This window comes from Pseudoalteromonas holothuriae (genome assembly GCF_945859825.1).
GTDB classification, from domain to species: Bacteria; Pseudomonadota; Gammaproteobacteria; order Enterobacterales; family Alteromonadaceae; genus Pseudoalteromonas; species Pseudoalteromonas holothuriae.
Map to the genome: position 1 here is coordinate 55994 of NZ_CAMAPC010000013.1, position 26307 is coordinate 82300.

Consider the following 26307-nt stretch of genomic DNA (forward strand, 5'->3'; position numbering starts at 1 on the left):
AAGCCCCTAACTTAGTTTTGGGGCTTTTTGAAATAATTAAGTGCCGTTACGGCTGGCACTTAGGGCATTGTTGAAAGTTACTTAACTTGCTTGCTGTACATTCTCAATAGGTTTTGCATTGTCATCAAGCAAGTTCATGTCAAAATCAAATTCATCAACACGAATCGCTTTTTCACGTTTCTTATTATAATCAATCAACTGTGTGTATTCAGCTGAGCTGATCAGATTTGCAGCTAGCGCATTATCTAGTGTTTGAGCAAAACGTACACCCGCTTTAATCTCTTTTTTACGTAATGCTTTTTTCACTTTTGCCAATAAATCTAAGCAAGCCATTTTTGCTTTATATGCCTGCTCATTTATATCATGACCATCACCAGCTGTTGGCTTAATCAAGTGCGTAAGTTGTGCTTTAAAAGCTGTATCCATTTGTGCTGATTTTGCCAGTTCACGTACTAAATCATCACTAATAGCTGGCATTTTGTGTGTAAAATGCATGGTGATCACGCGCATAAATTTACGTGTTACCGGTGATGGGAAGTTGTCTAAAAACTTGTGTAATGCATTTTCAGCATTTTGTAATGCCCAACGTGTTGCATAATGAAAATAAGGTGCTGCAGCTTGTCTATCCGCAACGGCTACTTTTTGCTCGTAGTATTTGATAGAAGCCATAGCCGCATACAAATAGCTCATTACGTCACCCAAGCGTGCCGACAGCATTTCAGCTTGCTTTAACTTACCGCCTAATACTAATAAAGAAAAGTCAGCATAGACAGCTAATTTAGCAGATAACTGGTGGGCCGCTTTTTCGTATGCTTGCACTTCAGGTAATGATGATTTACTTCCTGCTGTAAATGGTAAGACGCCTAAACGAAATGCACGTAAGCTGTTTGCTACACTGTAGCCAACTGTTTTACGAAAAATCTTGTTAAACTTTTTATCTGCATCACTTTCTTGGCTATGAATAGATTCAACCATTGATTGCAAATATGGATGGCAACGCATAACACCTTGACCGAAAATCATTAGGTTACGAGTTAATATGTTCGCGCCTTCTACTGTTATTGCAATAGGCTGAGCCACATACCCACTTGCTAAGGTATTTTGTGGACCATTTTGAATTGCTTTACCCGCTTGAATGTCCATCGCAGAGTCTAAAACATCTCGACCAATTTCTGTCATGTGGTATTTTGCAATTGCTGTAACTACTGATGGTTTTAAGCCCATGCCTAAACCTTCAGTGGTTAAAACGCGCATGGCTTCTTGTAAATATGTTTTACCAGCAATGTCAGCTAACTTTTCTTGAATGCCTTCAAATTGACCAATTGATAAGCCAAACTGCTCACGAACCGCAGCATATTCTGATGCTGATTTTAGCGCTACTTGCGCCGTTGAAACACCAAGTGCAGGTAATGAAATACCTCGACCGGCACCTAAACAGCTAACGAGCATTTGCCAACCACGGCCGATATTTTTTTGCCCGCCAATGATGAAGTCCATAGGTATAAATACTTTTTCACCGCGCGTAGTACCGTTATAAAAACGAATGCCCATAGGATCATGACGGTTCCCCAACTCTACACCAGGGTGTGATTTTGGGATCAGCGCACAAGTAATACCTAGGTGTTCTTTGCCACCTAGTAAACTGTCAGGGTCTTCTACTTTAAATGCTAACCCTAATACGGTTGCGATAGGCGCGAGCGTAATATATCGTTTGTCCCAAGTTATCTCTAAACCAAGTACTTCTTCACCATTATATTGGCCTTTTTTAACAACACCAATATCCGGTATGCCACCTGCATCGGAGCCAGCTTCAGGGCTTGTAAGCGCAAAACATGGAATTTCACGGCCATTAGCAAGACGTGGTAAATAATGAGCTTGCTGATCTTCAGTACCATAGTGCAGCAATAACTCACCAGGCCCTAAAGAGTTAGGGACCATCACGGTAACGGCAACAGCAGATGATTTAGTTGCAATCGTACCCACAATAGTCGAATTAGCGTAAGGGCTAAATTCCAGGCCACCAAAAGACTTTGGAATGATAAGTGAGAAAAAACGCTCTTTTTTCAAAAATTCTAAAATATGATCAGGTAAATGCTTACTGTTTTGGATCACAGAATCATCTATCATTGCCATTAATTCTTTAACCGGCCCGTCTAAAAAGGCTTGTTCATCAGCGCTTAGCTTTGCCTCTGGCACAGCTCTAAGTGCATCGAAATCTGGCTTACCTTGGTAAATTGAACCTTCAAGCCATACATCACCAGCATCCAGTGCTTCTTGTTCCGTTACTGAAATGCTTGGTAATACTTTCTTTAATTGTGTTCTTAAACTCATAATCAACTCATCCGACCAGATACATATGTCTTACATTACGGCATAAAAATCACAATAGATCAATCACTCTACATAACTTTTAACGAGTTTTTTATCGTCATTTTATTTTTTTGAGAATATTTATCGATAAATTAGCAGCTTACACGTGTACGCTCAGATTCTGTAATTTGGTTGAAATTCTGCTTTTTTGACGGCAATCCCTTTCAAATGATGCTAATTGCTTTAAATTAGATGTCTGAATCGTGATAGGTAAATGACTTGGTGACTAGGCTCCCTCTATCGATAAGGTAAATACCTTCATATAAGTTAGACAAGTATTTAGGTATATCGTTATCCTACATAAGCAACTTTAAACGTAGTGATTGAGATATTTAGCACGCGAGAATGAATAAATGTAAGGGTAAATTTGATATGAAGAGTTTGTACGCATATGTTTAACTGGTAATTGTGATTTTATGCGCTTCAAATTTTAAATACTTTAATAGTAATATTTTATAATTTTTTTTGCACTGGATGACACTGCACATATCATAAACTTAAAATATTGAAGGCGACTCCCTGCCGCCTCTGTGCATTAGATTTGTTCATTAAATAATTCAATATATACGAAAGTATGGCTTAATGTGCTTGCCTATAGCTACGATAAATGCTCTTTATTAGTTAAATCATTAGTGCTTTGTTGCTGGCTTATAATTAATGCTTTTAGTTGCTGGATTTCACTGTGTAGGTCTTCAATGGTGGGTATATTTTGAGCGCTTTCTTTTTCTTTTCGTAACTTAGAGCGCTCATCTTCCATCACATTCACCACAATGCCTATCACCATATTTAAAAACGCAAATGCAGTAAAAAATATAAAAGATAAATAGAATACCCAAGACATTGGATAGACTTCCATCGTCTCGTATTGAATATCTGTCCAATCTTCAAACGTCATAATCCTAAACAGCGTTAACATTGAAATTGCTATATCACCCCATAACTTGGGATTAATTTCATTGAATATGAAACTTCCGATAGCAGCGTAAATGTAGAAGATAATAAACATAAGTAAGATAACATAGCCTAATTGTGGTAATGCCTTAATCAATGAATTGATTAATACTCGAAGTTCAGGTACAACCGACACCATTCTAAGCACCCTAAATACCCTCACTAGCCGAGCGAGTAGCGCCATTTCACTGTCATTAATAGGAATGAGACTGATCACCACAACGAGAGTGTCAAAAATATTCCAGCCTTTTGTAAAAAAACGTTTTTTATTTTCGTCAGCGATAAATCGAACCGATAATTCAAAAAGGAAGAATAAGGTTATAAATATATCAAGCACATGTGTAACCGATACCGCGCCACTAGAGAGTGGAAATGTTTTTGCACCAATTTCCAGTGCAGAGATGATGATCACAGCCACAACAGAAAGCTCAAACGCTTTGTTGTTTTTTAAATTATTTAATCGTGTTTTGATAGTTTCGTACATAAGCTGCCAATTAAGTTGAATGATTGTGCGATTACATAAAATTTGCGTGATTATATCCTAATTAATAGCTAATTAGGATTATCGTTCGTTTAAAAATTCCAGATAATAGTAATGATTAGCACACAGGTTGTTAGGTTATGTAAATAGAGCTTTTACCCGATGTAACTGCTTATAAATCAACAACGTTGTCGAATCACTATTGATATTAGACAGTTTTTTGTAAATAAACTCAGGTAATACTATGTTTTATAAATGCTAGTTTTTAGCCCCGCAGTTTGAGTGTACTCAACGTGAACTATGAACTTAACACTACAGTTTGCTAAATGCCTTTACCTGAAGTTATTCACATGTCTATATCAATCTTACAAATATCAAATTTTTATCGGAAGATTTTGACCATTACACAGTTAATGTTAAGCTTTTTAAATTAATTTTTTAGGCATCACTGTGAAGCAAAATGAGCCACAATTGTGAGCTCAAACCAAGTGGTGTTTATCGGTAGTACATTTGCTAGCATTACAAACAGGTTTAGCGTCAAAAGCATTGATTGCTATGCTCTATTATCTCTTTGTTGGTTTACTCTGTACAAATAGGAATAAATATCTTAACTAAGCAGTTTTTATTAAGGGCTTTTGATCTTTGAGGTATGAATTTTTTCAAATCAAAACTTTCATTACGCGAAATGAGCAATGCAGCATAATAGTTTATGTTAGTTGCGAATAACAAAGTAGTGGAAGCCTTTGGGTAGCACCATTAATATATCTCATCAACCAAATTGTGGTATTGGGTGATTTTTGTGTAGTTTTCTTTAACTAGATTGAGATGAAAAAATAAGAAGATTATCTTTAGGTAAGGAAGAAAAACGAATGCTATGAGGTCATAGAGATGCTCTGTACAGAATATGATCCTGCTCTGCTTCATATTGAAGCTTATTTAGGCTGGCTGATGACAAGCTTTATTTGCAAGATCATACATTTAAGTAATTAGCTTATGTGTAAACTGTTGAGGTCGATTTCACTCACCAATATTTCAATGCCAATACTTAGTTTAGCCGGAGCATAAATTTACTATTTTATTTGCTCTTATAAATAAGTGCTTTTGATCTTTCATCACTAGATTAATTTAGTGCTATCTTATTCATTTTAAGCATTCATAGTTTTTCAGTATTGGCATGTCACTTATAATTATCTAGTTTTAATTCTATCATCTTATCTAGTGTTAACATTTTAATGATAAAGGCTTGGTTCTTATCGTATTCACACGATTCTTTCTTGAAGCCTTGAATGATATGTAAGCTCCCCCATATATAGATTCAGCATCCTTATTGGATAATTCTTTTATTTTTTTTGCTTTTAATTTTAGCGATATTACCATTGTTTTATTCCTTATTATTGTGCCAAGTAAATTTTGAAATGGTGTTGACTTCTAACGTTTAAAGATTAAATATTCCGCGAATATTGAACCGCTAGAATCATCTTACTGGTATACTTTATGAACAGCAATCAACCAATATTACCAGTTTAATCTATCAAAACTTATTCTATTTTCTGGATGTACTTTACTAGAGTTCTTTATATAGAGGGAGCATGATGCACTGAACTTTATAGTCGTATATTGGAAATACATACACAGTAATTAACTGGCTGATTACTATAAGGTTAAAGCCAAAAATGTATCTGGATAGTAATTGCCCATGAGTCACATAGTAAGATAGTAAGTTATGTTTTATAAATAACAGTAAAAATATAATTAGTACAAATGTATTAATTCCGTTAACCTAAATGCTTTATGGAGGTGAGGTAGAAATGAAAAAAATAGCCATATTTGTGGATGTGCAGAATATTTATTATACGTGCAAACATGCACTTGGTTATAATTTTGACTACAACGCGTTTTGGTCGCATGCACAACAGCTTGGTTCAATTGAATACGCGTATGCCTACGCTACTTATCGTGGCGATGACAAGCAAACTCAATTTCAAAATATATTACGGGCCATTGGTTTTGAAGTAAAACTTAAGCCTTTTATCCAGCGTAGTGACGGGTCAAAGAAGGGAGATTGGGATGTAGGAATCACGATCGACATATTAGAAGCCGCAAAACAAGTTGATGAAGTAGTTTTACTATCAGGGGATGGTGACTTTGCTATTTTATTATCACATATACGCAAAAATTATGATGTTTCAAGTCGTGTATATGGAGCACAAAAGCTTACTGCTCAGTTACTTATGGATAGTTGTGATACATTCATCCCTATCGATGGAAAATTGTTATTAACTTAAATCCTATAAGAGTTTTTTATAAAAGCATTTGGCTTTGTCATTAAACAGCTCTTTGCTAAAAAGAAATATACCTTTATACTTGATATTAAAATTTAGTATCGGACTTAATGATGATGTTAGTGCCTTTAGTCGACACTTTAAAACAACTTCGCTATCAAATAGCACATATAGATGACAAAACATTACAGCAAGAATACCCTGAGCTAAATTTATACTTGGAAAATACAACCGCGTTAATACCGCAAACATATGATGATATACAATTCTTATATCACTTTCTGTATGTTTATGGTCGTAAATCTGAAGCCACTTTTAGCCGTTTCCGTAATGAATTGGAACGTTTTTACCTTTGGGCTTGGCACCATAAACAGCAATCTGTATTTACTTTAAGACGAGATGACATTGAACAGTATGTTGATTTTGTGGTTGAGCCAAATGCAGCTTGGTGTGCTGATTCGGTGCAATGGCGTTACAAAGATAGTCAAGGTAAAAGAGTCGTTAATTTAAATTGGCGCCCGTTTGTTGAGAAAGAAAAAAGCATAAGCCAACAAACTTTAGCTGCTATGTTTACTGCATTAAATGTGTTTTACAAATTTGCAATTTTAGAAGAAAAGACGAATACCAATTTTGTTCCTGTAGTAAAAAAAAATAGTCCTTTTTTAGTTGTACAATCGCAGATCAAGCTGCCTGATACGCTGAGCAATTTGCAATGGGAGTATGTATTAGGTGTGACTAAAGACAGAAGTGAACAGCAACCAGAGCTAGAACGTAATTTATTTACGCTTGTGTGCTTAAAAGGCTTATATTTAAGGATCTCGGAGCTGTCGGAAAGGCCCCAGTGGTCACCTGTTATGAGCCACTTTTGGCAAGATCCAGACGGATTTTGGTATTTACGAATTATGGGCAAAGGCAATAAGCTTAGAGATGTAACTTTAAGTGAGGATATTGTTGAATGCTTAAAAAGATATAGGACTTACCGTGGTTTACCCTCCTTGCCACGCGTTGATGAAGCATTTCCAATAATCCATAAATTACGGGGTCAAGGTGGAATGAATGTGCGGCAACTGCGCCGAATTGTTCAGCAAAGTTTTGATTTAGCAGTAGAGTCGTTAAACAAAGACGGCTTTATAGATGAAGCTGAACTACTTAAAGCCGCAACTGCGCATTGGTTAAGGCATACGGGTGCAACACACGATGCACAACACCGACCACTTAAGCACTTATCTGAAGATTTGGGTCACTCCAAAATAGCGACAACAGACCAAATCTATATTCAAACCAACATAAAAGACAGAGCTAAGTCAGGTTCAAAACGTAAATTGTAATTATGTTAAATTAGCCTCAAAATTTAAATTTGAGGCTAATTGCTAATTATATTAATTAATTGAGCGCGCAATAAATTCAATTGGGTGAAGAGGTTTTTGTTTGTCAAAGCGTTTTACTTGGCTCCTACATGAAAAACCAGTTGCGAGTAAATTATTTTTTAATGTAGCTTTTACGTTTGCTTGCCAAGACATTTGATACAGAGAGTAACTATTTTCTTGGTTTTCTAATTCATGTCCATATGTACCTGCCATTCCACAACATCCGGTATTAGGTGTCTTTAGATTTAACCCTAACTGAGAGAAAATTTCTCTCCACACTTTAGGGCTATCAGGTAATGCAGTTGTTTCAGTACAGTGAGACAGCAACGTAAATTCAGTTCCAGGCTCTACATTTACAACTATCTTTGACCAATCTTGAGTTCTTAGCCAATCGTATGCTAATTCTACTTTAAAGTTTAGGTGCTCCTGAGAAGCAAATTGCTTATATTCATCACGATAAACCATAACAAGAGATGCATCTAACCCAATCATAGGTATATTGTATTGTGCTATGTTGTGTAAAAATTCACTGCTACGCTGAGCCGTTTTACTAAATTCTTTCAAAAATCCTTTTACATGTTGAGCTTTCCCATTCGGAATAAATGGTAGCAGAATAGGTGTTTTTCCTAATGCTTGTATAACATCAATGCAAGATGAGACTAATTCAGCTTCGTAGTAACTGGTAAATGGGTCTTGTACAATAAAGACTGAATTTTGTTTTTGTTCCTCAGTCATAGATTCAATTAATGCTTCACTAAATTGAAATTGTTTGTCGACTCTATGTTGCACTGATGGTGTACTCAACATAGGTGTATCTACATAGCCGAACACATGTTTGATTAAACCCGCAACCAATTTAGTTGATATTATAGGGTTTACAATTGGCGCAATTTTTGAAAGTAAAGGAGCCATTAATTCAATATTAGAAACTAAAAAGTCTTTTAAAGGACGATTGTATTTACTGTAGTATAAATTCAAAAAGCGAGCTCTAAAACTAGGTACATCAACCTTAATAGGGCAAGCCGTGGTGCATGCTTTGCAGGCTAAGCATGCATCCATTGACTCTTTAACTTCATGAGAAAAATCATACTGACCCTGTTGTTTGGCCTGATTATTTCTAAAACGTTCCCACCAAGTTATGTCGTTTTCTTTATAAATGAGTTGTTTCTCAACATTTAGTATGTCGATATTTGCAGCGCTTTGCAGTCTTAACCACTCCCGAATTAGAGTTGCCCTACCCTTTGGTGAGTGTCGACGATCTTTCGTAACTTTATATGAAGGACACATTGGTGAAGTTTCATCATAATTAAAGCAAAGTCCATTACCGTTACAGTTCATGGCATTGTCAAAACTGTCACGTACTTGAACGTCTATACTCTTATCAAACCAAGAACGTTTTTGGTCATCAACACTGACAAGTGAGTCTTCACTTTCAATTGGAGTACATATTTTACCAGGGTTTAGTCTATTGCTTTTATCAAATACAGTTTTTATTTTTCGTAATTCACAAAACAACTGCTCACCAAAAAACTCCGGTCCATATTCACTGCGGTACCCTTTACCATGCTCTCCCCACATTAAGCCGCCATATTTGGCAGTTAAAGCAACGACTTGATCTGAAATGAGACGAAGTAGCTTTTCTTGCTCAGGATCGCACAGATCTAAAGCTGGTCGAACATGCAATACCCCTGCATCGACATGGCCAAACATACCATAGTGAAGTTTATGAGCATCAAGGAGCTTTCTAAATTCAGCAATAAAGTCAGCCAAATTTTCCGGAGGAACGGCAGTATCTTCAGCGAAAGCCAGAGGCTTTTGCTTTCCTTTGGTGTTACCTAATAAGCCAACCGATTTTTTTCGCATAGCATAAATTTTAAGAATGTCGGCTTTGTCATTGGTAAGTTGATAACCGATAACGCCAGCTTCTTTATTTGCAATCAAATTATCAAGGTTTCTGCACAGGGTTGAAATTTTGCTGTCCATTTCATCAGCAGTTTCACCATTGAATTCGACCATGTTGAGGCCTTGCATTTCAATACCAGGCACATCGGTTATTAAGTCCGATACTGAATGCCAGATAATATCTTCTTTAGCTAAATTCAATACTTTACTGTCGACGGTTTCAACTGATGTTGCACTCGCCTCTACTAAAAATGGTGAGTTTCTCAGGGCAGAATCAAAGCTGTCGTATTTTATATTTATTAAGGTTTTGTAGGGAGCAATTGGGGTTATGTTTAGCTTTGCTTCAGTTACAACCCCAAGAGACCCTTCTGAGCCGGTAATAATTCTCGATAAATCAAAGGTGGTTAAATCATCATTGAAAACGTTTTCTAGATCATACCCAGTTAAAAAACGGTTCAGTCTTGGGAATGTACTTAAAATTTGATGCCGGTTATTTTTACAAGATGCCAATACTTGCTGGTAAATTTGCGCGGTGCGGTTGTCTTGCTGAGCGATAACTTGTGCTTTATCAGTCGCAATTTTGCTGGTGCATAACTCGGTGCCATCAACTAGATATGTTGTAAGCCCCAAAACATGATCACTTGTTTTGCCATAAACTAAAGACCCCTGCCCTGATGCATCTGTGTTTATCATACCACCAATAGTTGCTCGATTACTTGTTGATAAGTCAGGAGCAAAGAAATAGCCAAATTCTTTTAGGTAATCATTAAGCTGATCTTTTATCACTCCGGCTTGTACTCGAACCCATTTTTCTTCAACATTGATCTCGATAATTTCTCGCATATGTTTTGATAAATCAATGACAATACCAGGCGTTAAAGATTGGCCATTTGTGCCTGTACCGCCTCCGCGAGGGCCAAAAGTCAAAGATAGAAATGGGTCTTGCGATGCACATTGCAACGCTGTTTGAATATCCTTATTGCAGGTAGGAAAGATAACGGCTTGTGGTACATTTTGGTAAATACTGTTATCAGTCGCATTTATCAATCGAGTTGCATAGCTTGAATCTGTTTCACCCACGAAACCCGCTTGCTTAATTGTGTTTAGGTAATTATTAAGTAATTCGTTGGCTGTATCTTGCTGACTTATATTGGCAATCATGACGGTAATAAGTTATTGCTTTTATCTTATTGTAACATGTAGAAAGATTTAAAAAATTGGGAAATTTAATCTTTGTTACATAATTTGCAAACTTTGACACACAAATTATCTTATAGTTGATGTAATGCTTGAATGAGATAATGATATGAAGAAAATTTTGATTTTATTATTAGGTGTATTGTTTATATTACTGGCTTTAATATTTGCGATAATTCCAGGACCTTCGATAATATTTTTGTTATCAGCACTTGTGTGCTTTTCAATATATTACCCAAAAGCTAGAAAGTGGCTCAAGAAAATACAAAAGGTATTTACTAAAGCATGCTACAAGTTAGACAAAATAAAATAAAACAGCCAGTAGCTACTGGCTGTTTTTTATAGCTTAGTTCTTTAACTTATCCGCTAGGTAAAGCCAAGTTTCTAAAACTGTATCAGGGTTTAGCGATACAGAGTCAATACCTTGCTCAACCAACCATGCAGCAAAATCTTCATGATCTGAAGGTCCTTGTCCGCAAATACCAACGTATTTACCTTTTGCTTTTGCAGTTTGGATAGCCATTGATAGCAACTTTTTGATTGCAGGGTTACGTTCGTCAAATAAATGTGCAATCAGACCAGAATCACGGTCTAAACCGAGTGTTAGCTGAGTTAAATCATTTGAACCAATCGAGAATCCATCAAAGTATTCTAAGAACTCTTCTGCCAATAATGCATTTGAAGGAAGTTCACACATCATTATTACTTTAAGACCGTTTTCTCCACGCTTAAGTCCGTGCTCCTCAAGCAGTTCGATAACTCTTGCTGCCTCTTCAAGCGTACGAACAAACGGTATCATGACCTCAACATTAGTTAAGCCCATTTCATTACGCACACGCTTTATAGCTTCACACTCAAGCGCAAAACACTCACGAAAATCTTCAGAAATATAACGAGATGCACCACGGAAGCCAATCATAGGATTTTCTTCTTCCGGTTCATATTGCTGACCACCAACAAGGTTTGCATATTCGTTTGACTTAAAATCAGACATTCGAACAATCACGCGTTCAGGAGCAAATGCACAGCCTAATGTAGAAATGCCTTCTACTAACTTTGCGATATAGAATTCAACAGGTGACTCGTAGCCTGCAATTATATCTTTAATCTCAGCTTGTAACTCAGGAGTTTGAATATCAAAGTTGAGAAGAGCTTTAGGGTGCACACCAATCATTCGATTGATTATGAATTCAAGACGGGCAAGACCAATACCTGCATGAGGTAATTTTGCAAAATCAAATGCTCTGTCAGGGTTACCAACGTTCATCATTATTTTCATTGGTAAATCTGGCATTGAATCTACGCGAGACGAAATGACTTCGTATTCAAGTTCGCCTTCATAAATATAACCTGTATCACCTTCTGCACAAGAAACAGTTACTTGCTGATTGCTACGAATTAGATCAGTTGCATTACCACAACCAACAACAGCAGGAATACCTAATTCACGAGCGATAATTGCTGCGTGACAAGTACGTCCACCACGATTTGTTACAATCGCAGCTGCGCGTTTCATGATAGGTTCCCAGTCAGGGTCCGTCATATCGGTAACGAGCACATCACCTTGTTGAACTTTGTCCATCTCGTCTATTGAGTTAAGCACGCGTACGACACCAGCCCCAATCTTGTGTCCAATCGCTCTACCTTCAGCAACAACATTAGAATGTGCTTTTAATTGAAAGCGCTCCATTACATTGGCATCTTCATTTGAACGCACGGTCTCAGGACGCGCTTGGACAATGTATAACTTTCCATCATTGCCGTCTTTAGCCCACTCGATGTCCATGGGGCGACCATAGTGCTTTTCAATTATAACGGCTTGTTTAGCAAGTTCTTGTACTTCATCATCATTTATTGAGAATTGTGCAGACTTGCTTGGGTCCATATCAACAATTTCAACCTGTTTACCATGTGATTCATCACTTGAATAAATCATTTGAATCGCTTTAGATCCAATGTTGCGACGCACGACAGCAGGTAAGCCTTTTTGTAAAGTTGGTTTATGGACATAAAATTCATCAGGATTGACCGCGCCTTGAACTACCATCTCGCCAAGACCGTAACTAGAGGTTACAAATACAACATCTTCAAAGCCTGATTCAGTATCAATACTAAACATAACACCTGATGATGCTTTGTCTGAACGCACCATACGCTGAATACCTGCAGACAACGCGACACCTCTGTGGTCATAACCTTGGTGAACACGGTAAGAAATAGCGCGGTCATTAAACAATGAGGCAAAAACATGTTTTATCGCGACCATTACTGCATCAATTCCGCGAACGTTTAAAAATGTTTCTTGCTGACCTGCAAATGATGCATCTGGCATATCTTCTGCTGTTGCAGATGAACGCACTGCAAAAGAAACATCTGAATTAGTATCCCCGTGAAGAGAGTTGTAAGCGTCTTGAATTGCGGTGTTTAGAGCTGGTTGAAAAGGTGTATCAATAATCCATTGGCGGATTTGTGCGCCAACTTTGGCTAGGGTGTTGACGTCATCGACATCAAGGGTATCTAAAATGGTGTGGATTTTTTCGTTTAAACCAGATTGGTCAAGGAATTCATTGAAGGCGTCTGCGGTAGTTGCAAATCCACCAGGAACTTGTACACCTGCGTTTGATAAATTAGATATCATTTCCCCAAGTGATGCATTTTTACCACCAACCCGAGGCACGTCTTGCATACCTAACTCTTGATACCAGAGAACGTAGTCTTGCACGGAACTGTCTCCAAAAACAAATTGTAATAAATGTGAGAGATTATTTGACCTTTAATAAGGGTCGCAGGCATTCTACACTGGTAAGCATACCTACGTAAACCGCGATAGGGAAAATTCAGTTAATTTGAAATAATAAGGTTATCATGAGAACGGCATTTTATATCTCAGACGGCACCGCGATTACTTCAGAAGTATTTGGCCACGCAACGCTCTCTATGTTTCCAGTGGAATTTAATCACCAAACTATTCCATTTGTTGAAACAGTTCAAAAAGCTCAAGAAATAAAATCTTTAATTGACCTTACGTCACAAAACAGTGGTGATAGGCCACTGGTATTTTTTACTTTTGTGAATCCTGAGCTGTCAGAAATTATACTATCATCACAGGGGGTTTGTTATGATTTTCTAGCATTAGCTAGTAAAGTCGTAAAGAAAGAGCTTAATGTTGACCCGGTGCCTAAAATACATCGTACACACTCCATACATGAAGCGAGTTATGATTTTCGAATCGATGCAGTTAACTATGCACTCGCCAATGATGACGGCGCTAATATTAAAGATTATGAGCAAGCTGACATTATTTTAGTAGGTGTGAGTCGATGTGGAAAAACACCAACAAGTTTATATCTAGCACTTCAGTATGGTATTAAAGCCGCCAACTATCCAATGACAGAAGATGACCTTGAAAAAGGAAATTTCCCACGTTGTTTGTTGCCTTTTAAACATAAATTATTTGGTCTAACTATCAACCCTGAACGTTTAGCTGCAATTCGTGAAGGGAGAATGGCAAATTCAAAATACGCATCATTACGCCAATGCCGCATAGAGGTTAGAGAAGTAGAAATGTTATTTAAACGTCATAAAACGCCTTACTTGAACTCAACCTGCCACTCTATTGAAGAAATTTCAGCAAAGATAATTTCTGAAACGGGCTTAACAAGGCGAAAGTATTAAATGAAAAAGGCCGTAAATACGGCCTTAACATTTGATATTATACTTTTTTACGTGCGTCTTTGAGCAAGTCGGCAACTAAAAAGCCTAACTCTAGCACTTGATCTGCATTCAAGCGAGGGTCGCATTGCGTACGGTAACGTTGAGCTAGGTCTTCATCTGATAAGCCATATGCGCCACCGGTACATTCAGTAACGTGTTGACCTGTCATTTCTAAATGTACACCACCTGGGTATGAGCCTTCAGCTTTATGAACAGCGAAAAACTGACTTATTTCTCGAAGAATATTATTGAAACTTCGGGTCTTATAACCTGTACTGGCTTTTTCGGTATTGCCATGCATTGGATCGGATGACCAAATTACTTTACGACCTTCTTCTTGTACTTTTCTTACTAAGGCAGGTAATTTTTCAGGTAAAATATCTGCCCCCATTCTTGTTATTAGAGTTAATCTTCCAGGTATATTGTCTGGATTAAGTGCATCAATTAATTCAATCAACTCGTCAGGTTTCATACCTGGACCAACTTTTACGCCGATTGGATTTTTTATGCCTCTAAAAAACTCAATATGAGCATGATCCAACTGTCTTGTACGTTCACCAATCCAAACAAAGTGCGCTGAGCAATCATACCAATCACCACTTAAATGGTCTCTGCGTGTTAATGCTTCTTCATAACCAAGGAGCAACGCTTCATGTGATGTATATAGGTCTGTTTCTCGCAAACTAGGGGCTACTGCCGCATTAATGCCGCAAACTTCCATAAATTCAAGTGCATCTTGAATTCTATCGGCTAATTGCTGGTATTTTTCTTTCAGTGGGTTGGCTGCTACAAAGCTCATATTCCAGCGGTTGACTTGATGCAAATCTGCTAAACCGCCCTGTGCAAATGCACGAAGTAGATTAAGCGTTGCTGCACTATGATGGTATGCTGTCATAAGCCTTGCAGGGTCCGGTACTCGCGATTGCTCTGTAAACTCGAAGTTATTAATAATATCACCACGATAAGAAGGTAATGATATTCCTTCAATTGTTTCAAAATCGGATGAACGTGGTTTTGCATATTGACCTGCCATTCTGGCAATCTTAACAACAGGACATTTACCGCCGTAAGTTAATACTACAGCCATTTGCAATAGTGTTTTGAAAGTATCACGGATATTTGCTGCATTAAAATCGGTAAAAGACTCTGCACAGTCTCCACCTTGAAGTAAAAATGACTTTCCTTCGCATACATCAGCTAATTGTTTATATAAGCTACGAGTTTCTTCAGCGAATACAAGTGGTGGTGCATCATTTAATTGTTTTTCAACCTGTTTCAGCGCTTGCTGATCCGGGTACTCTGGTTGCTGTACAATTGGAAGGCTTCTCCAACTGTCAGGGTTCCATAATTTCATTTTGTTTCCTCATTCCAAGTAGTGTAACTTCAAGATGAAAGTAACGTATAGACGTCTTTCCTTCAAGAGAAATTTGCATTAACTGGGTTAACAGAGGTAATAAGACAAAGGGCAACAAGCAAAAACAAGAACACATCATACATAATTCCTACTTAAGTTAAATCAGTAATGAAGTGAAATTTAGATAAAGCAAACAAAAATAAGGGGGTTTATGTATCAACCTATTTGAGATACTATGGCTTGTTTTATTTAAATAACTATCAATTTAACATAACGTAAGTAAAGTAAACATGAATATTAAAAGTCTGATGCCCATTAAATTTTCAACCAATGGGCATTGCTATTTTTCAAGATTACATAGTTACGCCAATAAAATATTGGTCAAAAACAGAAGGTACATGCAGATTAACCATGTTTCTAATTAACAAAAAAGTTCTTACCTGTGAAAAACACCTATCTGCTGTTGCTAAATCCTCTGGATTTCAAGTCTCCAGTTATTATCGAACATTACTCTTACTCACATAAAAGCGGTGTTTAAAAGCTTATCTTCCCTGCAAGATGCTAATTTTCAGATATCCATCAAAATCTGTGAACTTATCGGGTTGTAAAATAGGTTATATACCCTTTCATAATCAAATTTAGAAAATTTCATTGATAGGGTTCGTTATTCATGTGTTGTCAAAATTGACTTTAAACACGATACACAAAAATTTTCCCCCAACCAGAAATACTGCGAGCTTTAATTAATTAACTTTGTTTATTTCTTGTCATTTTTACTGCTATAGGTCCTGCTTCAATTGAGTTGAATATTACTTATGACCTATTTAACCTCAGATCTGTTTAAAGTCCCCTAATAAATTCAGCATAACTCTGTCCCACGAGAAGATAAACTTGTTCATCATGTTATTTTGAACCGTCTTTGATCAATGCAACGACTTTGTTACCGTAAAGCTTTCCAAAGAATGTTTGCTAAGATTTTAGCTGGCTGCCAACATAGTAAAGGTTGTAGTTTTTGAAATCCTGAATACCACTGATGTAAGTGAATAATGATAGCCATCACTTCTGCAGTTGATAAACGGCAAGCTCTAAGACGCTTAATTTCTCCGGTTTCTGATAACATGCGTTGCCAATACTCAATAAACAATTGATAGGAATCATCGAAATCACAGTAGATTTCAACTAATTTACTTATGCTCGTTCCTTTAATTAAGTAAATTCTTATCCGACGATCTGGTTACTTAATTAACAAGCTCGTGAAAGAAGTATTCCACCTTATGTTGAAAATGATTGAGCCTTTTACTCGTCAGTCACATACTAATAGATATATTATTGCTTGATGATGCAGTGTATATTGGCTTAGATTACTTTAAGCTAATATCTCAAAGTGGCAACTCCGTTTGACCGAATCGTTACATCATCTTATCGTATAGCTGGAAATACTAAAACCTTACAAATATGTATGATAATAAGTCAGTTGACTTAACTGTACTCTGGAAGAAAAATGAATCCGAGTATAGTCTTATCTACCTAATAAAAAGCGTTCCACTTTGCTTGTTACTAATTTGCAAGGTGCACAGTAACTTTGATTAGCGACTTGATATGTACTCGACTCGCTTATTACATTGCTAAAGTCATTAAAACACCTTAAGAACTTTATTACAACATACCCACATATTGCAGAATCATACTGCAAACACCGTGTACTTGTGCTACTAGCGGTAAAATGTATTGAAAAATAATAACACTTTCGGTTTTAACACAATCTGTTTTCCTTTCAAGTTAAGCTATAAATACTCTTTAAATCAGCCTTGTAACAATGAATTTTCTACTATTGAGCAGCTTGCATACCACAGCTAAGATTATACTTAAAATATCTAGAGCTAAATTTTAAAGTATGATAAGAAGTGTAGAACACATCATACTTTGTGTTTTAAAAGTTAAAATAAACATACTGCACATATTGGATTTTTATGTTCTCAACGTAAGCTGCAAAATGGAACTTAATTGCCTATCATCGTGGTGGTGATAATTACTAGAAAAATGATTAATAAAAATGTAAGGCTCATTACGACGTTTCACAAAAATATGAAGATAAAAACGATGTAATTATGATTTCAAAGACGATTAAAGTCCAACTCCAGAAGATATACTTCAATAAATATTGGAGTATGAACTGTTTTATGCAACATGCCGTAACTGAATTTTACGGCTTAAAAGTTCAACAAGCTACACCTTAACCTAAATGCATTAGTTATCACTAAATCGCTCTCAAGTTTATAAATCTTTTAAAGCTACGATTTATTTGATATTCTATTGAAAAGAACACATCATACAAAGTGTTCAAAAGGCGAAACCCGAGCATAAAACAAAAAGGATGATGTGTTCTAACATGATTAACAAGTTTAATATTAAATCACAGTTTGATTTACTTTTTGAGCAGCTTTGTTTGTTCTGCGATGAACTTGAAAATGCACAAATTCAATCAGCTGTATATTTTCAATTACCACCAATTAATAAAGATCAAGAAGATAAAGCACCTACAAATATTAATGTAAAAAAATACAAAGGTGATGAAGCTTTAAATAAGATAGTAAGTGCTTACAAAGATTTGTTTATTGAAGATAAAGCTAGTAGTAAAGTAATGATGCGCCATCCAGGCTTATTAACTATAAATGATTTTAATAACCAATTAATAAACAGATTAAAATGTGTTAATGAGGAAAAACAAAAGTTTAAACAACTAATCTTAGAGATTCCAAACAATGATGCACGCTTTGAAGCTGTTCATAGTGCAATTCCTTCTTTGATAACTCTTGCTAGCTACAGAAAAATTCACAGCGAAAGTACAGTACCATATTCCGTCAGATTTACTTGGATGACAAAACATGCCACTAGGACTTTATCCAAAGATGCAGCACTAGAAATGCTGTCTCGGTCATCGAACTATTCCAATCCACGTATGATTGACCAGCAATCCTGGCAAGCACTTGTTGAAAAAGAAAAAATTCGAGTATCTAGTTTAAATGAGAAAAGTAAACTACGAATTCGCAGGCCTACCAGGGTATCTCCAGAAGTCAATGTTCGTTTCACAGCCCAAAAACGATACCATGTTAGTGCGGCATTACCTTTTATTTTATTCAATCCACATCCAGAAACAAAACTGGGTGATTTACCTAATTATGAAAAAAATGACAATCATCCCAGAAAAAAAGCATACAATTTTCTTGTTGATCGTATCTACCTCGAAAAAGTAGATTAAAAAAGGCGCTATATTAGCGCCTTTTAACTATTTCTTGACTATTTCTTCCAGTGTATCTTCATCAATCACTTCCACATTTTCAACAATTCGTTTGCCACCTTGAATTTCAATGCGCTTGTTATGTTTATTTAGCGCGAGAATTTCTTCGCAAAATTGAGCAGAAGGGTGCATTTCATAAACATAATCAATTATCTTTGCACTTTTATCATCTTTAACATTTGTGATGTTATATTCAGATATAGCACCTTTTTCAATCAAATCTTTCATCGTTGTCGTCATATCACGACGAAGTGCTTTGAGTTTATTCTCGGAAATATCATCAGTTGAGTAAATTGAACCATATTTTTCCATAATCGACAATAATCTAAAATGATATGTCTTACCTGGGGCAGCATAACGCCATAAATGATAAAGCCTAAGCATCATCCAACGCGATAAACCTCGTTTTAATTCCTGTGCACTATTAAAGTAGTAACCCTTATACTCTAAGTTATCTATCATGTTGTGAACAAATGCATTTAAACATGCCACACACTTTATATTACCGCCCTGTCCTTTTTTACCACTAAAATGCAATGATGATAAAAAGTTCATATTTGATTCATAAAAAGAGTCGTCAATATCTGAATTTTTCGTATCCGTTGCTGAATACTTAAATGACAGTTTTGAGCCCTGCAATGCCTCTAATGATTCTTTAATTTGGGGATAAGGCATTGACTGACCGACAGCTTTAAGCTCCTGAGCTAGCTCATTCATTGAAAAAATTACAGCGTATTGAATACCAGATTTAAAATTTATTTTTACAATCTTGCCCTTTGATGCCAAGCGAATAAGTGCTCGCTCAACTTTTTCTTCTCTATCTGATGGCCATACTAAATATTCTATATCGTCACCATCTTTTTTAGTACTGACAACTGCGGGTGTAATTTTTATCTCACCTTCATATAAAATACCATCGACTTTTTCAGAGATACGACGAGTAATAATCGTTTTTTTAGGGGCTTCCTCTAAAGGTAATTTTTTATGTCCAGAGCGAACAAAGCGGCCCCAAAGATCATAGTGATTAAAGGTGTTTGAGTACGCCCTCAAGCCATGAGCTGCGTTTTCAATAGATATACGAACATCTTTGTTATCAGTAAATAACGCTAAACTCTCGTTATCAATGGCACTTTCCACACCATGGATCTGGCCTCGCAACGAATCTGGTAGGTTGTCTACTGAGATGTTCACCTTTCGGCTCATTATTCTACTTCCAAAATATTATGACAGCTTATAACAACATATTCATAGACAAAAGTTAATGGCTATTGTTAGTAAAAATCTGATCTCATCTAAATTATTTATTACAGATCTAATTTTTACTAACTCTTTCAAACTACAGATCGATTTTATACTAACAAAAGCCACTCCAGCGCCTTTCTTTCTTGTTTTTTTTTCAAATAACAACAGTAAACCTCTGATTTTCAATATCACTGTGTATAACTTTTGTTCTTCTAAGTATAGATCAGATCTATACTTAGAAAAGATCAGATCTATATCTACTAAAACAATAACGAAGGCTAAATAATGTTAGTAACCTATTGATTTATCTTAGTATAAACCTGATCTAGCACATTGAATTTGTGAGTAAAGCTGTTGATAAGCTGTTACCAAAGTAAAAGATTAACTTATTCTTAGTAAAAAGCTGATCTGTGACTAAGTAAAGATCCGATCTTTACTGCGTTAAAACATGATCTGGAAAATGTTAACTTTATTATATTTATCAGTATGTTATATATAATAAAGTTCTCCTTAACCTTTATTACCTTTATTCTTAACCATACTTAACCTTATTTATTTATTCTTAAGTCAATAAAAAGTACAATGTCTGTCTATTTTATTGTTTACTACTCATTTGATGGACATTATAATGTTAGCTATCAAGTAAAGGATATTGTGTATGTCAATTAATAATAAAGCACTGTCAACTTATAGCCTATTAAAAGCGACTGCCGAAGTAGCTGAGCAGTCCTTAGAAGGTCGAATACAGCATTATAGAGCACATTTAAAAACAGACGAGAAAGAGCTTAGAACCTATACACAAAAAGCTGCCGCTGACTTGCTCGGTTGCAATAATAGAACATTAAAAAGGAGACATGATCAAGGTGACTTTGACCATTTGAATATCCAAAAAGGAGCCAATGGACATTATGCCTATACACTGTCTAATATTTTTGCAATGGCAGAAATTATGGGAGTGACCTCAGATCAAAGAAAAGAAAGTGATAAACTTCAAGTTATCGTTATTAATTCATTAAAAGGTGGATGTGGAAAAACCACATCTCTAGTTAATATTGCTGCTGCACTTGCAACAACAAACATTAAGCGGTACCGCATTGGCATTATTGATTTAGATCCACAGGGATCATCTTCTAGCTTTTTCCCACCAGATGATCCAGAGCCTATAACGGTTGGTGATTTAATGCGTGATTGTATAGAGCTTGAACCTGACGAAACATGGAGAGATGTTGTTGCTAATGCCTTTCAAACAACCCATATTCCAAATATAAGAGTACTTCCATCTGGAATGGATGATTTTTATTTTGAACATGAAACAGCCACTGAACTTAAAGAAAGTTCAAGTTATGAACAAACTCGCCATTACCATAAATTATATGAAAAAGTGATAGAACCCGTCGAAGATCAATTTGATATTTTACTAATTGATACTGCTCCTTCACTTAATTTTATGTTTTATAATGCACTTATGGCCTCTACAGCAATGTTAATACCTGTTCATCCAGAAGCCGTAGATTTTGATGCTAACAACAAATATTTAAAACGTTTGGGTGAGATTTATCATACAGTAGCAGCACTTGGTCATGATGGTTGGGACTTTATGCAGTTTTTAGTCACTAATTACGTTAAAGGTAATCATTCTCAAAGAGATATTGTTAAAGATGTTCGTAGTGCATTTGGCCGTCAAGTAATGAGTTACCCAATCAATCATAGCTCAGCGATTACTGCCAGTTCATCTTCTTTTAATACAATTTTTGACCAGAAAACATCAGATAGCTTAGCTAGCAGAGAAGCATTATTAAAAGCTCAAGAAAATATAAAGGACGTTGTTGATGAATTAGAAATGCTAATTCGCTCGAATTGGCCTTCAACTCAATCATCATTAACGTAGTAAGAACAAAGGTTTACTAATGGCTAAAAAACGTAAGAATGATACACGACTAGACCCGTTTGCTTCCCCAGTTGAAGGCAGCAGTTTAGATGATCTGTTAGATCAAGCAAAAGTTGGTGACGTGATCACTATGCCAGCACCAAGCGATCCTAATAGAACGATCACATTAACGTGTCATGTGATCAAACATAAAGAAATTGAACTTAAAACTAAAGTCTATGGGCAAAACCGACGTGAACAATCACTACTAAACGAACGTTCAGTTGCAGATATACTGCCAGCAATTAAAAATGATAAACGCAATTTGCATCCGGCGTTATGCTGGGAACAGAATAGTATTCAATGGGTACTGTCTGGTTCAAGACGCCGCAAAGCATGTATATTTGGCAATGCTGATTATGTAGTCTTGTCGTCAAGTGATTTTACAGAAAACGATGCTAAGCTACTTGCAGTTTCATCAGATCAATATATTGCCCCAAGTTTATGGGAACTTGGTCAAGCATATGCTGGAACAAAGCAAAAGCTACAAGAGCAAGGGAAAAAAGGCTCCTTTAGAGAAATTGCAGCCATAGAAGGTGTATCTCATACCGCAATAGCTGATGCGATAAAAGCCTATGAACAAATACCAAAAAGTGTTTTAAATGTATATCCAACAGCAAACCATGTTGGCCGAGAAGCTGCAAAGAAAATAATTGAAGCGATTAATATTGAGCCACACTTATTTCAATTGATGTTAGAAGAACTTGCAAATCAAGCATTCATGCAAGAGCCCATGAGTGACGAAAAAAGAGCTTTATTAATCACAAAATACTTAACAACTTTTGAAGAAAAATCCCATCGCAATGAGTCACTATTAGAAAGTAACTTCGTAAAAGTACAAAGGAGTTTGAAAAGTGGGGATGTCACGATAAAAATAGATAATCGTGTTCTTACAGATAAACGCCTTGAACAACTACAAAAAATTCTTTCAAATTATAATTAGTATTTTTTACCAAGCAACAGCAAAATGTTGCTTGGATCTTCACCTATTTTATTTATCTCTGATCCAACCAGTGAAATAGCGTCGTTTATTACCTACCTACCCCTTTTGCTTACAAGCGCAATCCCATATACTGGACAGATAGGTAAATTTTAATGTTGTGCTGATGTCTACGCAGTTGTCCAAAGAACAGTTATTTGCTTTGTTTGAAGAAATTAAACAGGAGCAAGCGAGCCAATTCCCACTTTCTGAACGCTTTTTAAAGCAGTACTTTAACGCTCAAATGCTAAGTAAAGCAAAAGAGTATCTTAATGATTCTCAGATCAGCTTTTTAGAGCATAATAATGATTTTTCTAAAATTGATGCCCAAATTATAGGTAATCAAGGTAATACTTTTTCTCAGCACATTAGTATGGTTCATAAGAACAATACTATTCGTGTTAACGCGCAATGTACTTGTTCAAGTAATAACAAATGTCGTCATATAGCTGCTGTATTATTGAAATTAAAAATTGAGCACTCAGGTGGTTTTGGCGAAGCGTATTTGGTGAATGATTGGTTTAATGAACTTGAACAATTGCAGTCTCCAAAGTTAAGTGAAGCTAACAATGTATTACTATTTTCCCTTGAAATGCACGGATCAGAACTATTACTTGCTCCAAAGGTAAGTCCTTTAAAACCTGACGGTGTATACCCACTAGGTCGCGCTCTTACTGAACATCAACTTACTAGCCAACTGCCACCCGCAGGCGTTTTAGATGATGATTTTAGGTTATTTACTTGGGTACGTTCTCAAAACTCACCAGGGCATTATGAACTAAATGGCGCATGGGGTCACACTGCATTGCAACAATTACTGCAAACTAATCGGTTGTACTTTCAAACTAACAGGACCCCTTTAGCCGCAGCCCATCAACAAAGTTTACAGTTTGTTTGGCAGCAAAATAGTAAACTCGTGCAGCTCAAAGCTGAGTTATCTAATACAGAACAATGGGTGCTTATTAAAACTGATCCGCCTTATTATTTAGATACAGAAAAAATGCTGATAGGGCCGATTAACTCAGAGCTCAATAGTCATGAAATAGCTCATTTGTTGACTATGCCAACAGTACCAGCAGAACAACTAGAGCAAGTTTATCAACGTTTCGCTCAATTGTTCTGTGCCGATGTTATAGAGCCTCCTAAAGGTGTTGCTAGCAATATAGCAAGAAACACCCTCAGCAGCCGCCTGAGAGCCTTTGATACAGTAGATGGCGTACGCTTTGAACTTAATTTAGATGACGTGATTAAATTATCGAAAAAGGATTTAGCAAAACAACATAAGCGATGTGAGCAAATACTTTCAGGAATGGGTCTAGTGAGTAAGGATAAGCTGTTCAGTTTACCTGTTGATAATGAACAAGCTTATCATTGGTTTAATAATGAAGTACGACCACAATTATTAAGCAAAGGTTGGGGTGTAGATGAATTAGTTACAAACGTGCCGGTTGTTGAACCTATTGTATCGCTATTATTGCGTAGGGATAAACAGCATCACATTTTAGGCAAAGTTCAGTTTGATGATAAAACGGTATTACTTGATTGGGACACTAAACCACGTGCTGCACTCAATGAGTTAGCAAATAAATATCAATACATAAAAATAGCCGATCAATCTTATGCGATTGATTATGAAGTTTTTTCAAAGTTATTAAATCTAAAATTCCGCTTTAGCTATTATTTATCTAATAGCCAATTTAAATTTCCACTGTACTTTGCCAAAGAGCTATTTGCGTTAAATAATATCGCGATTAATTGCGATGACTCAAGACTGATTGATTATTTAGATGAACTTAAAAACCCACCTCTTTCACCTAGTGTTATCCCTGCTAGTACGAGCCAAGCGTTTACATTGAGAGATTATCAAGAGCAAGGAGTCAATTGGCTAAAGTTCTTGAATCGACACCAATTAGGCGGCATTTTAGCTGATGATATGGGGCTTGGAAAAACACTTCAGGTTATTGCTTACTTCATTACTCAACATAACATTTTAGTGAATAGACCGAGCCTGATAGTGTGTCCGACAAGTTTAGTCGGAAACTGGCAAAGTGAGTTCGCGCGTTTTGCACCACATTTAACCCTGACAACGGTGCATGGTAGCAATAGAGAAGCATACCTTTGCGAGCTCCCCTCGGCCAAATTTATTTTAACAACCTACCCGCTTTTAAAACGAGATATAGCGCATTATAAGGGCCTTGAATTTGATTCTATTGTGTTAGATGAAGCACAATATATTAAGAATGAGTCTGCGCAAATATCTAAATGTGTAAAACAACTAAAAGCACAGTTTAAGCTTTGTTTAAGTGGTACGCCCGTTGAGAACAACTTATTAGAACTTAAGTCATTATTGGATTTTGTAATGCCTGATATTTTAGGGACTCGTCAACAATTTAAGCAATATTTTCAATACCCGATAGAGAAAGAACAAAATCGAGAACGTGCTAGAGAACTACACGCGGTTATTGCGCCATTTATATTGCGCCGAACTAAGGCGCAGGTGGTTAAAGAACTCCCTGATAAAACAGAGCTTATAAAAGAACTTGAGTTTTCAGCAGGCCAAGCTCAGTTGTACAGAAATGTTCAGGATCAGGTTGAAAATAGCCTATTGAACTTATTTAAAGAGCAAGGTGTACAACGCAGTAAGTTGATGTTTTTAGACGCGCTATTAAAGCTCAGACAAATTTGTTGTCATCCGGTATTGGTTGATAGTCAAAATCAGGCGTCTAGTGCCAAACTTGATTGGTTGGAAAAACACCTTCCTGTAATGTTAGAGCAAGGCCGTAAAGTAATCATATTTAGTCAGTTTACAACGGTGTTAGATTTGATTGCACAGCAATGTGATCAGCAACAACTTCCTTTTAGTATGCTCACTGGACAAACTCGGCAGAGGGATAAGGTAATCAGTGAATTTACACAAGGCAAACACAATGTATTTTTGATCAGTTTAAAAGCGGGAGGAACAGGGTTAAATCTGACACAAGCAGACACCGTAATACATTTTGATCCCTGGTGGAACCCTGCCGTTGAAAACCAAGCCACTGACCGAGCATATCGTATAGGGCAGGATAAACCAGTGTTTGTTTATAAGCTTATTATGGCTAATTCGATTGAGCAGAAAGTGTTTAATATGCAACAACAAAAACAAGCGCTTGTAGATGCACTATTTGAAGATAAAGCAATGAATTTAAGTCAGTTTGATGAAGAGCAAATGCTATCACTGCTTCGATAATTTCACTTTTTTTG

At 36.4% G+C, this 26307-nt stretch carries 13 protein-coding genes; 7 read left to right on the forward strand and 6 right to left on the reverse strand.

Annotated features, from left to right (window positions below):
* Positions 1-81: 81 nt before the first annotated feature.
* Positions 82-2331, reverse strand: coding sequence for an acyl-CoA dehydrogenase (locus OCI93_RS15070; RefSeq protein ID WP_261594942.1), 2250 nt, complete (start codon positions 2329-2331; stop codon positions 82-84).
* A 637-nt stretch (positions 2332-2968) separates the two neighbouring features.
* A complete protein-coding gene (locus OCI93_RS15075) occupies positions 2969-3805 on the reverse strand; it encodes an ion transporter (protein ID WP_261626753.1) in 837 nt (278 codons plus the stop codon).
* 1805 nt (positions 3806-5610) lie between these two features.
* Here OCI93_RS15075 and OCI93_RS15080 point away from each other — a divergent pair.
* Positions 5611-6087 carry an NYN domain-containing protein gene (locus OCI93_RS15080; protein WP_261626754.1) on the forward strand — a complete coding sequence of 159 codons (477 nt, stop codon included), beginning with the start codon at positions 5611-5613 and terminating at the stop codon, positions 6085-6087.
* A 113-nt stretch (positions 6088-6200) separates the two neighbouring features.
* A complete protein-coding gene (locus tag OCI93_RS15085; RefSeq protein WP_261594997.1) occupies positions 6201-7412 on the forward strand; it encodes a tyrosine-type recombinase/integrase in 1212 nt (403 codons plus the stop codon).
* A 51-nt stretch (positions 7413-7463) separates the two neighbouring features.
* On the opposite strand, the gene ydiJ is transcribed toward OCI93_RS15085, so the two are convergent.
* Both ydiJ and ppsA read right to left on the reverse strand, forming a co-directional pair.
* Complete coding sequence (gene ydiJ, locus OCI93_RS15090; RefSeq protein ID WP_261626755.1) at positions 7464-10514, reverse strand: D-2-hydroxyglutarate dehydrogenase YdiJ; 3051 nt, start codon at positions 10512-10514, stop codon at positions 7464-7466.
* 382 nt (positions 10515-10896) lie between these two features.
* On the reverse strand, positions 10897-13272 hold the full coding sequence (gene ppsA / locus OCI93_RS15100; protein WP_261626756.1) for a phosphoenolpyruvate synthase: 2376 nt from the start codon (positions 13270-13272) through the stop codon (positions 10897-10899).
* A 143-nt stretch (positions 13273-13415) separates the two neighbouring features.
* Here ppsA and ppsR point away from each other — a divergent pair, with 143 nt between their 5' ends.
* A complete protein-coding gene (ppsR, locus tag OCI93_RS15105) occupies positions 13416-14225 on the forward strand; it encodes a posphoenolpyruvate synthetase regulatory kinase/phosphorylase PpsR (protein ID WP_261594935.1) in 810 nt (269 codons plus the stop codon).
* A gap of 37 nt (positions 14226-14262) precedes the next feature.
* Here ppsR and OCI93_RS15110 read toward each other — a convergent pair whose 3' ends face one another.
* Positions 14263-15618: a class II 3-deoxy-7-phosphoheptulonate synthase gene (locus OCI93_RS15110; RefSeq protein WP_261626757.1), complete on the reverse strand. Its 1356-nt coding sequence runs from the start codon at positions 15616-15618 to the stop codon at positions 14263-14265.
* Positions 15619-18007: 2389 nt separating this feature from the next.
* On the opposite strand from OCI93_RS15110, the gene OCI93_RS15115 reads away from it, so the two are divergent.
* Positions 18008-18877, forward strand: coding sequence for a DNA replication terminus site-binding protein (locus OCI93_RS15115; RefSeq protein WP_261626758.1), 870 nt, complete (start codon positions 18008-18010; stop codon positions 18875-18877).
* Between the two features lie 27 nt (positions 18878-18904).
* Here OCI93_RS15115 and OCI93_RS15120 read toward each other — a convergent pair whose 3' ends face one another.
* Positions 18905-20119: a replication protein A gene (locus tag OCI93_RS15120; protein ID WP_261594930.1), complete on the reverse strand. Its 1215-nt coding sequence runs from the start codon at positions 20117-20119 to the stop codon at positions 18905-18907.
* A 697-nt stretch (positions 20120-20816) separates the two neighbouring features.
* On the opposite strand from OCI93_RS15120, the gene OCI93_RS15125 reads away from it, so the two are divergent.
* The 3 genes from OCI93_RS15125 (at position 20817) to OCI93_RS15135 (ending at position 26293) form a co-directional block, all read left to right on the forward strand.
* Entirely contained in the window at positions 20817-22046 is a 1230-nt protein-coding gene (locus tag OCI93_RS15125) for an AAA family ATPase (protein WP_261595326.1), read from the forward strand.
* A gap of 19 nt (positions 22047-22065) precedes the next feature.
* Positions 22066-23028, forward strand: coding sequence for a transcriptional regulator (locus OCI93_RS15130; protein ID WP_261595327.1), 963 nt, complete (start codon positions 22066-22068; stop codon positions 23026-23028).
* Positions 23029-23191: 163 nt separating this feature from the next.
* On the forward strand, positions 23192-26293 hold the full coding sequence (locus OCI93_RS15135) for a DEAD/DEAH box helicase (RefSeq protein ID WP_261626759.1): 3102 nt from the start codon (positions 23192-23194) through the stop codon (positions 26291-26293).
* Positions 26294-26307: the final 14 nt, after the last annotated feature.

Bases quoted from the DNA above. Each gene is read 5' to 3' on its own strand.
- OCI93_RS15110 (WP_261626757.1), bottom strand. From the start codon at position 15,618: ATGAAATTATGGAACCCTGACAGTTGGAGAAGCCTTCCAATTGTACAG.
- OCI93_RS15130 (WP_261595327.1), top strand. From the start codon at position 22,066: ATGGCTAAAAAACGTAAGAATGATACACGACTAGACCCGTTTGCTTCC.
- ydiJ (WP_261626755.1), bottom strand. From the start codon at position 10,514: ATGATTGCCAATATAAGTCAGCAAGATACAGCCAACGAATTACTTAAT.
- OCI93_RS15075 (WP_261626753.1), bottom strand. From the start codon at position 3,805: ATGTACGAAACTATCAAAACACGATTAAATAATTTAAAAAACAACAAA.
- ppsR (WP_261594935.1), top strand. From the start codon at position 13,416: ATGAGAACGGCATTTTATATCTCAGACGGCACCGCGATTACTTCAGAA.
- OCI93_RS15085 (WP_261594997.1), top strand. From the start codon at position 6,201: ATGTTAGTGCCTTTAGTCGACACTTTAAAACAACTTCGCTATCAAATA.
- OCI93_RS15070 (WP_261594942.1), bottom strand. From the start codon at position 2,331: ATGAGTTTAAGAACACAATTAAAGAAAGTATTACCAAGCATTTCAGTA.
- OCI93_RS15080 (WP_261626754.1), top strand. From the start codon at position 5,611: ATGAAAAAAATAGCCATATTTGTGGATGTGCAGAATATTTATTATACG.
- OCI93_RS15115 (WP_261626758.1), top strand. From the start codon at position 18,008: ATGATTAACAAGTTTAATATTAAATCACAGTTTGATTTACTTTTTGAG.
- OCI93_RS15135 (WP_261626759.1), top strand. From the start codon at position 23,192: ATGTCTACGCAGTTGTCCAAAGAACAGTTATTTGCTTTGTTTGAAGAA.
- OCI93_RS15120 (WP_261594930.1), bottom strand. From the start codon at position 20,119: ATGAGCCGAAAGGTGAACATCTCAGTAGACAACCTACCAGATTCGTTG.
- OCI93_RS15125 (WP_261595326.1), top strand. From the start codon at position 20,817: ATGTCAATTAATAATAAAGCACTGTCAACTTATAGCCTATTAAAAGCG.